The sequence below is a fragment of the Nocardia farcinica genome (genome assembly GCF_001182745.1).
Lineage (GTDB): Bacteria > Actinomycetota > Actinomycetes > Mycobacteriales > Mycobacteriaceae > Nocardia > Nocardia farcinica.
Window position 1 is genome coordinate 1,966,258 of sequence record NZ_LN868939.1, and the last position, 14,516, is coordinate 1,980,773.

The following is a 14,516-nucleotide window of genomic DNA, read 5'->3' on the forward strand; positions in this document are numbered from 1 at the left end:
TGGTGCCCATGCGAACCCTCCTCGATCTGGTCCTGCCGGTGGCGTGTGGCGGTTGCGGGCGTCCCGGCACGCCGTGGTGCGATGCGTGCGCGACCGCGCTGGCCGGACCGCCGCTGCGGCTGCGTCCCCGCACCGATCCGGGCGTGCCGTGCTGGGCCGTGGCGCGATATGCCGGGCCGGCGCGGCGGGCCGTCCTCGCGCTCAAGGAACGTGGCCGCACCGATCTCGCCGCGCCGCTGGGACATGCCATGGCGGGTGCCCTGCGCCGGTTGCGGACACCGGGCGTGCCGTTGCTGCTCGTGCCCGCGCCCAGCCGCCGGGCCGCGGCACGCAGGCGCGGTGGTGATCCGGTGGTGCGCACGGCGGCGGTTGCCGTCCGATCGCTGGATGGTTGCCAGCTCGTTCCTGTGTTGCGGGTGTGGCGTGGTGTACAGGATTCGGTCGGCCTGTCGCCGGGTGAGCGCAGGCACAACCTGCGCGGCCGGATATGGGTGTCGCGTGCGGCACCGGGCGCGGCCCGATCGGCCGCGAATGCCGAGGTAGTGGTGGTCGACGACGTGCTGACCACGGGCGCGACGGCCGCGGAGTCGGTACGCGCGCTCGAGTGCTCAGGCCTGCCCGTGCGGGCCATTTTGGTGACGTGTGCTGCTTGACTCGGGGAAATTTGCGTGAACAGTGGCGGACGGCTCGCGGTCGTACTACCGTCGCGGTCACACACCCGAACCGGGAGTTTGGAGGTGGCGCCTCGGAAACTTCGTGCCGTGTGATTTCCCGGCGTCGACGGGCAGGAAGGAGCCCGCATCAGCACCTCGGGTGCCCGTGTTCGCCGGAATCGGTTCAGCTCGGCACGGCTCAACCCCGCCGCACGCGAAAAGGTCTGTGCGGCCAGATCCGGGAGGTACGCGTGACGACTTCTTCACGACCTTCAGTGACAGATCCTTCGGTGCCCGAGGAGGCCGCGGAGCGGCCACGGGCCACCCGCGCCGAGGTTGTGGTGAAAGGCCGCAATGTCGAGGTACCCGACCATTTCCGAATTCACGTGGCCGACAAGTTGTCTCGGCTCGAGCGGTTCGATCCGACGATCTTCATCTTCGACGTCGAACTCTTCCACGAACGCAACCGCCGCCAGCGTAAGGCGTGCCAGCGGGTGGAGATCACCGCTCGGGGCAAGGGCCCGGTCGTACGCGCCGAGGCGTGCGCGGACAATTTCTACGCCGCACTCGAGTCGGTGACGGCCAAGGTGGAGAGCCGGTTGCGCCGCACCAAGGACCGCCGCCGCGTGCACTACGGGGAGAAGACCCCGGTCTCGGTCGCCGAGGCCACCGCGGACCTCGTCGACGAGACGCTGTTCGCGCGCAACGGCTCCGAGCCGGCGCACCGGCACGACGAGGAGCGGGAGTTCGAGCCCGCCGAGCGCGAGTACCAGGGCCCCGGCCACATCGTGCGCACCAAGGTCCACTCGGCGACCCCGATGACCGTCGACGACGCCCTCTACCAGATGGAGCTCGTCGGGCACGATTTCTTCCTCTTCCACGACAAGGAGACCGACCGGCCGTCCGTCGTCTACCGGCGGCACGCCTTCGACTACGGCCTGATCCGACTCGCCTAGTCGCCCGGTCGCTCGCCCCTCCGGCCCGTCCGCCACCCGGCGGCGGGCCGGTCGCATGTCCGGGTTCCGGGCAAACCCTGGCCGCGCTTCTTACTTCAGAGTAAGTTCGGGGGGAGCTGTTCGATGTGGGAAAGGGAATTCCGATGGCTTCCACCGCCTCTCGGCGCGCCGTGATCGTGGCGGGTGCGCGCACCCCGTTCGTGCGCGCCTTCACCGACTTCACGAAGATGGACTCGATTGCGCTCGCCGACGCCGCCGTGCGCGGCCTGCTCGAGCGCACCGCACTGCCCGGCGACCAGGTGCAGGCGATCGTCTGGGGCGGGGTGATCCTGCCCAGCGCCGCGCCCAACATCGCGCGCGAGATCGCCCTGGACCTGAAGCTCGACCCCGGCTGCGAGGGGCACACCGTCACGCGGGCGTGCGCGTCCGGACTCCAGGCCGTCACCACCGCGGCCGCCGCCATCGAACGCGGCGAATACGACGTGATGATCGCCGGCGGCAGCGATTCCACCTCCAACGCCGAGATCAAGCTGCCGCAGAAGCTGGTGCACGCCGGGGCGCCGATCGCGCTCGGCAAGCCCAAGCTCAAGGACTATCTGTCGGCGGCCGCGCAGCTGGCGCCGTTCACCGACATCCTGCCGAGCAGGCCGCGCATCGCCGAACGCACCACCGGCGAGGTGATGGGGGAGTCCGCCGAGAAGATGGCCCGCATCCACGGCATCGGCCGCGCCGAACAGGACGAGTTCGCCGCGCGCTCGCACCATCGGGCCGCCGCCGCGATCGAATCCGGCCGCTTCGACGACGAGGTGCTGCGGGTGCGCACCCCCGACGGCGCCGAGATCAGCCGCGACGGGCTGGTGCGCGCCGATACCAGCGTCGAGAAGCTGGCCCGGTTGAAGCCGGTCTTCGCCGAGGGCGGCACCGTCACCGCGGGCAATGCCAGCCCCCTCACCGACGGCGCCTCGGCGGTGCTGCTGATGAGCGAGGAACGTGCCCGCGCCCTCGGCTACCGCCCGTTGGCCGCCTTCCGGTCCTGGAGCTATGTCAGCGTCGATCCCACCGACCAGGTGCTCATCGGCCCCGCGATCTCGATGCCCCGGGCCTTGGACGCAGCGGGCATGACGCTGGCCGACGTGGACCTGGTCGACATCCACGAGGCGTTCGCCGCGCAGACGCTGTCGGTGCTGAGCGCCCTCGCCAGCGACGAGTGGGCCAAGACCCGCCTGGACCGCGACACCGCCGTCGGCGAAGTCGACATCGACAAGCTCAACGTGCACGGCGGCTCGGTCTCGCTGGGCCATCCGTTCGGGGCGACCGGTGCGCGGATGGTCACCACCATGGCCAACGAACTCGCCCGCTCCGACAAGCAGACCGCACTGCTCGGCATCTGCGCGGCGGGCGGCATCGGCGCCTCGGCGGTACTGGAACGCGTCTGAGCCGGTCCGGGCGAGCGGGGCGGCGGGCCGGGCGTAGCACGCACGCCACCGGACCGCCGCACGGCCGCGGCCGTCGGGTCAGGCTCGGGCGGCCGGTGCGCCGCCGAAGCTCTCCCGGTGCACCGCCTCGGCCAGCGGCCGTCCGGCCCGCCAGCCGAACCGCTCGAGATCCGGCACGGTCTGGAACTCGTGCACCGGCCCGACGCACAGCCAGGCCACCGGCCGGATGTCCGCGGGCAGCCCGACCAGCTCGGCCAGGAACGCCGGATCGTAGAACGACACCCAGCCCACGCCGACGCCCTCGGCGGTGGCGGCCAGCCACAGGTTCTCGATGGCCAGGACAGTGGAGAACAGGCCGGTCTCGGGCACGGTGGCGCGGCCGAGCACCTGCGGGCCGCCGCGGGCGTGGTCGTAGCTGACCACCACACCGGTGCCGCTCTCCACGATGCCCTCGATCTTGATCGGATCGAACGTGGCCGCGCGCTCGGGCGGCAGCGCGGCGCGGAACTCCGCCCGCTTCTCGGCGACATGATCGGCGAAGCGCCGCAGCGTGGCAGGCTCGCGCACCACCACGAAATCCCACGGCTGGGAATTGCCGACGCTCGGCGCCCGATGCGCGGCCTCGAGTATCCGCCACAGCACCGCGTCGTCGACGAGTTCCCCGGTGAATTCCGCCCGCACGTCCCGCCGCCGCGCGATGGCGTCGTAGACGCTGACCTGATCCGCACTCACGGCTGCCAGTCAACCAGGCCGACCGGCGAAGCGGACCCGCCGGTCGGCACCGGCGCCCTGCGTGGTCACGCGTGCGCTGCCGGCTCCGGGCGCTGACCCGGCTCAGGCGGTGTCGGATCGGCCTGAGCCGGGGCGCCCTGCGTGGTGACGCGTGCGCTGCCGTCTCCGGGCGCTGACCCGGCTCAGGCGGTGACCGCGCGGCGGCGCAGCCGCCGCTTGCCCTGGGCGAGCGCCGTGCGCAGGCCGCGGCGCTTGCCGGTGACCGGGTCGATCGTCGGGGTGGTGTTGCCGCCGAACCGGCGTTCCGAGGCGGTCTCGGGGGCGTCGTCGGCGGTGTGGCGCAGGTACTTGTTCGGCAGCGAGAGCTTCAGGATGGTGCGCCAGGCCTTGAAGTACTGCACCGGCAGCGAGCCGGTGGTGTAGGGCAGGTCGTACTTGTCGCACAGCTCGCGCACCCGCACCGCGATATCGGCGTACCGGTTGCTCGGCAGGTCCGGGAACAGGTGGTGCTCGATCTGGTGGCTGAGGTTGCCGGTCATGAAGTGCATGAGCGGACCACCGGAGATGTTGGCGCTGCCGAGCATCTGGCGCAGGTACCACTGGGCCTGCGTCTCGTTGTCGATGTCCTCCTTGGTGAACTTCTCCGCGCCGTCGGGGAAGTGGCCGCAGAAGATCACCGCGTTGGACCAGACGTTGCGAATCATGTTGGCGGCCAGGTTCGCCGTGAGCGTCGATTTCCAGGCCGGGCCGGTGAGCGCCGGGAAGATCACGTAGTCCTTGAGGACCTGCTTGCCGACCTTGTTGATCACCTCGCGGCGCTTGCGCTCGAACTCCGCGCGCTCGGGCGTGCCCGGCTTGTAGCGCCCGGCGGCCAGCTTGCCCAGCTCCAGATGCTGGATGGCCACGCCGTATTCGAACATCAGCTGCAGGATCAGGTTGTAGACCGGGTTGCCGAGGTTGAACGGCTTCCACCGCTGATCGCGGGTGACCCGCAGCAGCCCGTAGCCGATGTCGTCGTCCATGCCGAGGACGTTGGTGTACTTGTGGTGCAGGTAGTTGTGGGTGTGCTTCCAGTGCTTGGACGGGCCGGTGTTGTCCCACTCCCACGAGGTCGAGTGGATCTCCGGGTCGTTCATCCAGTCCCACTGCCCGTGCATGACATTGTGGCCGATCTCCATGTTCTCGATGATCTTGGCCACGCCGAGCAGGGCGGTTCCGGCGAGCCACGCCGGACGGAAGGGACTGGCGAAAAGGATGGCGCGACCGCTGATCTCGAGGCCGCGCTGCAGCCTGATGACATTGCGGATGTAGCGCGCGTCCGATTCGCCGCGTGAACTCTCGATTTCCCGTCGGATCGCGTCGAACTCCGCACCCAGGGCCTCCACATCGGCCTCGGTGAGGTGTGCGTACTCCTTGACATCCGAGATCGCCATGCCGGTTACACTACCGTAAGTTACGAGACCGTAGGTTGTGACGTCTGTGGTAAATCCCGCATTGCGATTGTGATCGGCGAATGATAATTCAGGCCGGGCGGCCGCGCATCCCGAAGCCGCCCAGGCGGATCCGGCCGCGCCCGCGCCGATTCGCCCGGCGCGTCGCCTGCTCCTCGCGTGCCTTGTCGCGCAGCGCGGTGCCCGCCTCGCGCAGCGCCGCGCGCTCGTGAGCGGCCTTGTCCTTCAGCGCCCGCTTGGCCTCGCGCAACACCTCTTTCTCGTGGCGCGCCTTCTCCTCGAGGGCGATCTTCGCCTCGTGCAGTGCCGAGCGCAGGCCGCGCCGCTTGCCGGTCACCGGATCGGTGATCAGCCGGTTGTGCTCGCCCCATCGCTCGGTGTGCGGCAACGTGATTCCGATGAACTTGCGCTCGGAGGAGGTCTCCGGGGCATCGTCGGCGGTGCGCTTGAGGAAGCGGTCCGGCAGGGCCAGCTTGTGGATGGTGCGGAAGGCCAGCAGGTACTGCTTGCCCAGCGAGCCGGTGGTGTAGGGCAGGTCGTACTTGTCGCACAACTCGCGCACCCGCTCGGCGATCTCCGGGTACCGGTTGCTCGGCAGATCGGGGAACAGGTGGTGCTCGATCTGATAGCAGAGATTGCCGCTCATGAACGCCATCGCCGGGCCCGCCTTGAAATTGGCACTGCCCAGCATCTGGCGCAGATACCACTCTGCGGGTGTCTCGTCCTCGAGCTGTTCGATGGTGAATTTCTCCGCGCCGTCGGGGAAATGGCCGCAGAAGATCACCGCGTAGGCCCACAGGTTGCGGATCAGGTTGGCGGTGGCGTTCGCCTTCAGCGTCGACTTCCAGGCCGGGCCGGTGAGCGCGGGGTAGATCACGAAATCCTTGGCGACCTGGCGGCCGATCTTGCGCGCGAAATCACGATTGGGCTTGGAGCGCAGTTCCCACGCCGGGGTGCCGGTCAGAACCTTCTCGATGCTCCAGTCGTGCAGCGCGATGCCCCACTCGAAGGTGGCCGCCAGCACCAGGTTGGCCAGCGGCTGCACCAGGTGGATCGGGCGCCACGGCTCGTCCCTGGTCATCCGCAGGATGCCGAAGCCGAGATCCTCGTCCTTGCCCAGGACGTTGGTGTAGGTGTGGTGGGAGTAGTTGTGCGCGCGCCGCCACTGCGCCGACGGGCCCGTCATGTCCCATTCCCAAGTGGTGGAATGTATTTCGGGGTCGTTCATCCAGTCCCACTGGCCGTGGCTGACGTTGTGGCCCAGCTCCATGTTCTCGATGATCTTGGCGACCGAGAGCAGGGCGGTGCCGGTGAGCCAGGCCCACCGGTTGCGGCTGCCGAAGAGCACCGCGCGACCGGCCACCTCCAGGCCGCGCTGGGCCGCGATGGTGCGGCGGATGTACTTCGCGTCACGCTCGCCGCGCGAGAGCTCGATCGAGCGGCGCACGGAGTCGAGTTCGTGCCCGAGCGCCTCGATGTCGGCGTCGGTGAGGTGGGAAAATGCCTGGATATCGGTGATGGCCACCGCCAGTCCCTTCTGTGGCTGGACGTTGCTGTCGAGGGTACGCGCCGCTCAGACGTCGAGGGTGCAGTCACCGGCCGCGGCGGAGATGCAGGTCTGCACCTTGTCGCCCTCGCGGCGCTCCTCGCCGTTGCGCAGATCGCGCGCGTGCCCGGAAGCCACTGTCACCACGCAGGTCTGGCAGATGCCCATGCGGCAGCCGAACGGCATCTGTACGCCCACCTGCTCGCCCGCCTCCAGCAGGCTGGTCGCACCGTCCACCTCGATGCTGCGCCCGGTCTTGCCGAAGGTCACCGTGCCGCCCTCGCCGACCGCCGAGCGTTCCACCTCGAACCGCTCCACGTGCAGCCGATCCGAGAGGCCGGCGGCCTGCCAGTGCTGTTCGATCTCGTCGAGCAGCCCCGCGGGGCCGCACGCCCAGGTCTCGCGCTCGCGCCAGTCCGGGAACTTCGTGTCCAGGTCGGCGAGCGCGAACTTGCCGTGCTCGCCGGTCAGGTGCAGGTGCGAGGTGAAGCCGGGCCGGCGCTCGTGCAGGGCGCGCAACTCGGCGCCGAACATCACGTCCTGCTCGGTGCGCGCGGAATGCAGGTGCACCACGTCGGGCATGCCACCGCGCCGGTCCATCGCGCGCAGCATCGACATCACCGGGGTGATGCCGCTCCCTGCGGTGAGGAAGAGCACCTTGGGCGGCGGCGGGGAGGGCATCACGAAGCCGCCCTGGGGCGCCTGCAACCGCACGATGGTGCCCGGTGCGACACCGCCGACCAGGTGGCTGGACAGGAAGCCCTCGGGCATCGCCTTCACCGCGATGGAGATGACCTTCTTGCCGCCGTGCTCGGGCGAGCTCCAGTCCGGCGGGCAGGTCAGCGAGTACGACCGCCAGTGCCAGCGCCCGTCCACCAGCAGACCGATGCCGATGTACTGGCCGGGCTGGTACTTGAAGTCGAAACCCCACCCCGGCTTGATCACGATGGTGGCCGAGTCCGCGGTCTCCTTGCGCACGTCGATGATGCGACCGCGCAGCTCGCGCGCCGACCACAGCGGATTGGCCAGGTGCAGGTAGTCGTCGGGCAGCAGCGGCGTGGTCACCCGCGCGACGGCGCCGCGCAACACGTTGAGCCGACCTCCGCGCTCGGCGACACTCGCCGCCGGAGCCTCCAGCCAGTCACGGACATTCTTCAGGACCATCGGTGCCGTTTCGTCTTTCTGTTCGTCCAGCCGCTCGTCGTCGGCCCCGTCCCCAGCCAGGTTACGGCATCGTAGGTTACGCGGCGTTGTGGTCGTTCGCAGCAGCTACACGGTCCCGTTCAGAGCAGGTCCAACAGGAACGGCAGCTCCTGGGGCGCGTACCAGGCCAACTGGTGGTCCTCGGCGTCACCCAGCACGAACTCCGCGTCGGGGTCGCCCAGATCCGCGGCATCGATCACATCGACGGCCTTGGCCACCGCCGGCTCGGCCTCGGCCAGGTCGACGTGGACCGAGGCGATCCGGTCGTAACCGACCGGGCCGGCGAGCTTGACCACCGCGTCGTCCAGGTCCGGGCGCAGCTTGGCCCCGGTCACGTCCGCGGCCACCACCGCGCGCCGGTACACCGGGCTGCCGGGGGCGTCGCCGGACCCGTCCTCGGGCGCCTCGGCGGCGTCCTCGCGCTCGGCGGCCAGCAGGCGCAGCGCGGCCCGCGCGGCCTCGCCCATCGCCACCTCGGCCAGTTCCTCGTCGTCACCGGAGGCGTAGGCCTCGCGCAGCGCCGGGGTGACGGCGAAGGCGGTGCCGCCGAACGGGAAGATCTCGCGCTCGGTGACCAGGCGGCGCAGCATCGGCACCGTCGCGGGCAGGTAGACGCGCAGGGTGTTCTTCTCAGGCGCAGGCACCGAGCATCTCCTCCAAGGATTCGTGCACCGCGGCGGCCAGTACGCCGATGTCGGCCATCGCGTCGCGATCACCGTTGAGCCCGTAGAAGACGCGTCCGTCGTAGGACGTGATCCCGATGCTCGAGGCCTGATTGCGCAGCAGTGGCGACACCGGATACATCTCCAGCATCCGCGCGCCGCCGATGTACATCGGCTGCTGCGGACCCGGTGCGTTGGTGATCACCAGATTGAACGTGTGCTCTGCGAACGTACTCGCCGCCCGCACACTCATCGCATGCAGGCTCGCTGGTGCGAATCCGGCCAGGTGCACCAGGGTGCGGGCGCGCACCCCGCGGTGGTGCCTGCCGTTGGCCTCGGTGGCGTGCGAGATGTGCGACAGCCGCATCACCGGATTCGGCTCGCCGACCGGCAGGTCGATGAGGAACGAGGACACCTCGCTGGCCGGGGCGACGCGGTCGGCTCCGTCGTCGTCGACATAGACCGACATCGGCACCACCGCGCGCAGCGTGCTCGATTCCAGCAGGCCCTCGCCGCGCGAGAGCAGCCAATTGCGCAGCGCGCCGGTCACCACCGCCAGGATGACGTCGTTGATCGAGCAGTCGAACCGCTTGCGGATGCTGCGGTGGTCGGCCAGATCGGTGCGCGCCACATCGAAGCGGCGGTGCCGCGAGGTGGGTGCGTTGAGCGGACTGTGTGGTGCGCCCGCGGCCACCGAACGCACCGCCGAGACGACCGAGTCCACCGCCCGGCCCGCCGCGCCGACCATCGCGAACGCCTGCGCGCTCGACTCGCGGACCACCGTCACCGCCTCACGCGGTGTGGCGGCCAGCCGCGACAGCGCGCCGAGCAGCAACTCCATGTCGGTGGGTTCGCGCGGTGGCTCCCAGGCGAAATCGGCCAGCTCGCGCGGCGAGGGGCTGGTGTCGAGGATGACGTGGCCGATCTCGAGCGCCTCGTCGCCGTCGACCAGTGCCGAATGGCTCTTGGTGAAGATCGCGCTGCGGCCACCGGCCAGGCCCTCGATCAGGTACATCTCCCACAGCGGCCTGCTCTGGTCCAGCGGGCGCGACGCCAGGCGGGCCACCAGCTCGTGCAGCTGCTCCTCGGTGCCCGGGCTCGGCAGCGCGGAGCGGCGGATGTGATAGGTGATGTCGAAGCGGCTGTCCTCCACCCACACCGGCCTGCCCAGCGCCAGCGGCACCTCCCGCACCTTGCGCCGGTAGCGGGGGACCAGCGGGAGCCTGCTCTCCACCAGGTCGACCAGGCGGTCGTAGTCGAGGTCGTCGCCGGATTCGGGGCTGGCGAGGATCGCGAGGGAGCCGATGTGGATCGGATTGCTGCTCGACTCGAGCCGGTAGAACGCCGCGTCCTGCGGCGTCAGTCTCGTGATCACGCTGCCCGATGCTCCTTCCGATGCCGTGCCACGCCTGATCCGCGCACACCGTCACCGCGTACACCGTCACCAGGGCCCGCTGTGGTGGCATGATGCTCCGATTCGATCACAGCGAGCACCCGCCTGCATAGCACTGCGCGCGATCGGCCGGACCGCCGGGCGAGCCCCGGTCCGGCGCGCCCCACGCCCACCGAGGGTACGGTGAGAAACGGGCCGCCCGCGTGGTCGACGCTGGTCACCCGCGCCCGGCGCGGCGACGCGACTACGATGAACCCGTGCTGCGGATTCCGCCGTGCCCGGCGGAGACCTGTAGGGGGGCCAAGTTGACACACCGACCAGAGGACTGAAAAGACCCGTGCCTGCGCTGACACTGACGAGGTTGCTACGGATTGGTGAGGGTCGCACGGTCAAGCGGCTCGCCCATCTCGCCGACGAGGTCCTCGCGCTCGGCTCGGACTACGAGCAGCTCACCGACGCCGAACTCCGCGCGAAGACCGACGAGTTCAAGCAGCGTTACGCCGACGGTGAGACCCTCGACGACCTGCTGCTCGAGGCCTTCGCCGTGGCCAGGGAGGCGTCCTGGCGGGTGCTCAACCAGAAGCACTACAAGGTCCAGGTCATGGGTGGCGCCGCGCTGCACCTGGGCAACATCGCCGAGATGAAGACCGGTGAGGGCAAGACCCTGACCTGTGTGCTTCCCGCCTACCTCAACGCGCTCTCCGGCGACGGCGTGCACGTGGTGACCGTCAACGACTACCTGGCCAAGCGCGACGCCGAGTGGATGGGCCGCGTGCACCGCTTCCTCGGCCTCGAGGTCGGGGTGATCCTCGGCGGCATGACCCCGCCGCAGCGCCGCGTCGCCTACGCCGCCGACATCACCTACGGCACCAACAACGAGTTCGGCTTCGACTACCTGCGCGACAACATGGCGCATTCGCTGGACGACCTGGTGCAGCGCGGCCACAACTTCGCCGTGGTCGACGAGGTCGACTCCATCCTCATCGACGAGGCCAGGACGCCGCTGATCATCTCCGGCCCCGCCGACGCCTCCTCCAAGTGGTACGCCGAGTTCGCGCGGATCGCCCCGCTGCTGAAGAAGGACGTGCACTACGAAGTCGACATCAAGAAGCGCACCATCGGCGTGCACGAGGCGGGTGTGGAGTTCGTCGAGGACCAGCTCGGCATCGACAATCTCTACGAGGCCGCCAACTCGCCGCTGGTGAGCTACCTGAACAACGCCATCAAGGCCAAGGAGCTCTACCAGCGCGACAAGGACTACATCGTCCGCGACGGCGAGGTCATCATCGTCGACGAGTTCACCGGCCGCATCCTGGTGGGCCGCCGCTACAACGAGGGCATGCACCAGGCCATCGAGGCCAAGGAAGGCGTGGAGATCCAGCCGGAGAACCAGACGCTGGCCACGATCACCCTGCAGAACTACTTCCGCCTCTACGACAAGCTCTCCGGCATGACCGGCACCGCCGAGACCGAGGCCGCCGAGCTGCACCAGATCTACAACCTCGGCGTGGTCCCGATCCCGACGAACAAGCCGATGATCCGCGTCGACCAGTCGGACCTGATCTACAAGACCGAAGAGGCCAAGTTCAACGCCGTCGTCGACGATGTCGCCGAACGGCACGAGAAGGGCCAGCCGGTGCTGATCGGCACCACCAGCGTCGAGCGCTCGGAGTACCTGTCCAAGCAGTTCACCCGCCGCGGGATCCCGCACAGCGTGCTGAACGCGAAGTTCCACGAGCAGGAAGCCCAGATCATCGCCGAGGCGGGCCGCCCGGGCGCGGTGACGGTCGCCACCAACATGGCCGGCCGCGGTACCGACATCGTGCTCGGCGGCAACCCCGACATCATCGCCGACATCCTGCTGCGCAAGCAGGGCCTGGACCCGGTGGAGACGCCGGAGGAGTACGAGGCCGCCTGGCTGCCGACGCTCGAGCAGGTCAAGGCCCAGACGGCCGCCGACGCCGATGCCGTGCGCGAGGCGGGCGGCCTCTACGTGCTCGGCACCGAGCGCCACGAGTCGCGCCGCATCGACAACCAGCTGCGCGGCCGCTCCGGCCGCCAGGGCGACCCCGGTGAGTCCCGGTTCTACCTGTCGCTGGGCGACGAGCTGATGCGCCGCTTCAACGGCGCCGCGCTCGAGGCGATCATGACCCGGCTGAACCTGCCCGACGACGTGCCGATCGAGGCCAAGATGGTCTCCAAGGCGATCAAGAGCGCGCAGACCCAGGTCGAGCAGCAGAACTTCGAGATCCGCAAGAACGTCCTCAAGTACGACGAGGTGATGAACCAGCAGCGCACCGTCATCTACGGCGAGCGCAACCGGATCCTGCGCGGTGAGGACATGGAGGGCCAGGTCCAGAACATGATCACCGATGTGATCACCGCCTACGTCGATGGCGCCACCGCCGAAGGCTATGTGGAGGACTGGGACCTCGAGAAGCTGTGGACCGCGCTGAAGACGCTGTACCCGGTGAGCCTGGACTATCGCGAACTGACCGGCGAACTCGACGGCGAACCGCGCGACCTGAGCCGCGAGGAACTGCGCGAAGCCCTGCTCGAGGACGCCCACTCCGCCTACGCCAAGCGTGAGCAGGAGATCGACGGGCTGGCCGGTGAGGGCTCGATGCGCAACCTCGAACGCCAGGTGCTGCTCTCGGTGCTCGACCGCAAGTGGCGCGAGCACCTCTACGAGATGGACTACCTCAAGGAGGGCATCGGCCTGCGCGCGATGGCGCAGCGCGACCCGCTCGTGGAGTACCAGCGCGAGGGCTTCGACATGTTCACCGCGATGCTCGACGGCCTGAAGGAGGAGTCGGTCGGCTTCCTGTTCAACCTCCAGGTCGAGGTGCAGCAGCCCCAGCCCACCGGCGTGTCCGTCGACCCCGGCCTGCGTTCGCCGGTCGGTGCCGCCGTCCCGGCGCCGGCCCCCGCGGCGCCGGCCCCGCTGCTGGCCAAGGGCATCACCGACCAGGCGCCCCGCGGACTGAACTACATCGGTCCCGACGAGGGCGGGCGGGCGTCCGTGCACAGCGACGTCGAGGAGTACGGCGGCGGCACCCCGGCCGCCGCGGGCACCCGGCGCGAACGTCGCGAGGCCGCCCGCGCCGAGGGCAAGGGCAAGCGCGGCCCGAAGTCCCGCCGCAAGCACTGACGCGGTAATCGTCGAAGGCGCCCGGGAGTTCCCGGGCGCCTTCGCTCGTGCCGGGTGCTGAGGTCGGGCATCGGTGGCCCCCCGTATGTCCCGTCCGAAGGAGATCGTCGGCGGGTCCGGGCGCCGGACGGAGGACCGCGCGGTCGTCGGCCGAATCAGGCGCCGGCTCGGTGGATCGCCTCGTGCTCTGCTCCGACGAACCAGCCCGTCGGGGTGAGTTCCGCGCCCATGCGCGGCACGTACTGGTCGAAGTAGACCCGCGAGATGAGTTCGCGGCGCGACCGCACGTTCGCCTTGTCGAACACCGACTTCAAATGGTCCTGCACGGTATAGGTCGACAGGTGCAGGGTCGCGGCGATCTCCTTGGTATCCACGCCCTGCAGCACCAGTTGCACGACGTCACGTTCGCGCGGGGACAGGCCGTAGGCCGCCACGACGATCGACACGATCTCCGGCGGCCTGGCCTCCTCGATGGTGATCACCACCTCGCCCTGCCTGCCGTCGCGGGAGATCAGCGGCCCGGCGTGCAGCACCAGCCACATTCCGCTGCCGGTGCGTAACCGGCACCGCGGCGGCACCGTCGTCTCTCCGCGGCCGTAGCGCCGGGCCGCGCCGATCAGGGCCGCCACCGGCGCCAGCGGATCGCCACCCGCGACACCCAGGTCGAGGTCGGCCAGGCGCTGTTCGGCGCCCAGGCTCATCTGCGCGATCTGGTCGTCGGGACCGACGATCACCACCGCCGGGCCGGTGACGGTGGTGGGCGGGCGGCATTCGGCCAACCGCGAGAGCATCCCGGTGCGCACCCCGTGCGCGAACGGGGCCGCCAGCGAGGCGAGGAAATCCACCTCGGCCTCGTCGAACGGTGCGTCGTCCGCGCCGCGGAACAGCGCCATCGCGCCCCACACGTCGCGTCCGTCCCGGAACGCCAGCCGCGCTTCGTCGGCGAACCCGAACCGCGGCTTCATGAAGCTCGCCATCCGGCCGGAGCGCTCGACCACACCGTTGGTCATCAGCGACACACCCGCCGCGGGCACCTCGGCGCGAGCCAGCTCCGTGAACGCGGTGGGCTCCACGGTGCCGTACTCGATGAGCCCGAACTCGTGGTCGTGGCTGTTCTTGTCGCGCAGGTCGCCGTACTTCCTGGCGCTGGTGAGCATGTGCGTGACCGGGTCGTGGGTGGCGATGCAGGCGCTCACCCACGGCACCGCCCGCGCCACCGAGGCCACCGCCTCCTCCAGAAAGGTGTCGAGGTCGAGGCCGGCGCGCGCGACCACGTCGACATCCTGTCGCACCCGCGCCGCCGTCAGTCCTCGAGCCATGCACCGATTGTGCG

Annotated in this window: 11 protein-coding genes; 4 read left to right on the forward strand and 7 right to left on the reverse strand. The window is 69.7% G+C overall.

From position 1 onward, the window contains the following. Positions 1–8 precede the first annotated feature (8 nt). From AMO33_RS25835 to AMO33_RS25845, 3 genes are all read left to right on the forward strand, one after another. On the forward strand, positions 9–653 hold the full coding sequence (locus tag AMO33_RS25835) for a ComF family protein (protein WP_060594588.1): 645 nt from the start codon (positions 9–11) through the stop codon (positions 651–653). Between the two features lie 251 nt (positions 654–904). Then, a complete protein-coding gene (hpf, locus tag AMO33_RS25840; protein WP_060594589.1) occupies positions 905–1,609 on the forward strand; it encodes a ribosome hibernation-promoting factor, HPF/YfiA family in 705 nt (234 codons plus the stop codon). A gap of 143 nt (positions 1,610–1,752) precedes the next feature. Beyond that, positions 1,753–3,045: an acetyl-CoA C-acyltransferase gene (locus AMO33_RS25845; RefSeq protein ID WP_011211141.1), complete on the forward strand. Its 1,293-nt coding sequence runs from the start codon at positions 1,753–1,755 to the stop codon at positions 3,043–3,045. Positions 3,046–3,123: 78 nt separating this feature from the next. Here the strand turns inward: AMO33_RS25845 and bluB are convergent, their stop codons facing one another. The 6 genes from bluB to AMO33_RS25875 form a co-directional block, all read right to left on the reverse strand. Beyond that, the gene (gene bluB / locus AMO33_RS25850; protein ID WP_011211140.1) at positions 3,124–3,777 is read right to left on the reverse strand and encodes a 5,6-dimethylbenzimidazole synthase; all 654 of its coding nucleotides are present in this window, start codon (positions 3,775–3,777) and stop codon (positions 3,124–3,126) included. Between the two features lie 182 nt (positions 3,778–3,959). Continuing rightward, on the reverse strand, positions 3,960–5,210 hold the full coding sequence (locus AMO33_RS25855; RefSeq protein ID WP_060594590.1) for a fatty acid desaturase family protein: 1,251 nt from the start codon (positions 5,208–5,210) through the stop codon (positions 3,960–3,962). Positions 5,211–5,298: 88 nt separating this feature from the next. After that, positions 5,299–6,753, reverse strand: coding sequence for a fatty acid desaturase family protein (locus tag AMO33_RS25860; protein ID WP_060594591.1), 1,455 nt, complete (start codon positions 6,751–6,753; stop codon positions 5,299–5,301). A gap of 48 nt (positions 6,754–6,801) precedes the next feature. After that, a complete protein-coding gene (locus AMO33_RS25865) occupies positions 6,802–7,938 on the reverse strand; it encodes a ferredoxin reductase (RefSeq protein WP_011211137.1) in 1,137 nt (378 codons plus the stop codon). Between the two features lie 119 nt (positions 7,939–8,057). Further along, on the reverse strand, positions 8,058–8,567 hold the full coding sequence (locus AMO33_RS25870; protein ID WP_011211136.1) for a DUF6912 family protein: 510 nt from the start codon (positions 8,565–8,567) through the stop codon (positions 8,058–8,060). 40 nt (positions 8,568–8,607) lie between these two features. Continuing rightward, positions 8,608–10,014 carry a WS/DGAT/MGAT family O-acyltransferase gene (locus AMO33_RS25875; RefSeq protein WP_060594592.1) on the reverse strand — a complete coding sequence of 469 codons (1,407 nt, stop codon included), beginning with the start codon at positions 10,012–10,014 and terminating at the stop codon, positions 8,608–8,610. A 355-nt stretch (positions 10,015–10,369) separates the two neighbouring features. On the opposite strand from AMO33_RS25875, the gene secA reads away from it, so the two are divergent. Further along, positions 10,370–13,183: a preprotein translocase subunit SecA gene (secA, locus tag AMO33_RS25880; RefSeq protein WP_060594593.1), complete on the forward strand. Its 2,814-nt coding sequence runs from the start codon at positions 10,370–10,372 to the stop codon at positions 13,181–13,183. Between the two features lie 155 nt (positions 13,184–13,338). On the opposite strand, the gene AMO33_RS25885 is transcribed toward secA, so the two are convergent. Next, on the reverse strand, positions 13,339–14,502 hold the full coding sequence (locus AMO33_RS25885) for a helix-turn-helix transcriptional regulator (protein ID WP_060594594.1): 1,164 nt from the start codon (positions 14,500–14,502) through the stop codon (positions 13,339–13,341). Between the last annotated feature and the right edge of the window lie 14 nt (positions 14,503–14,516).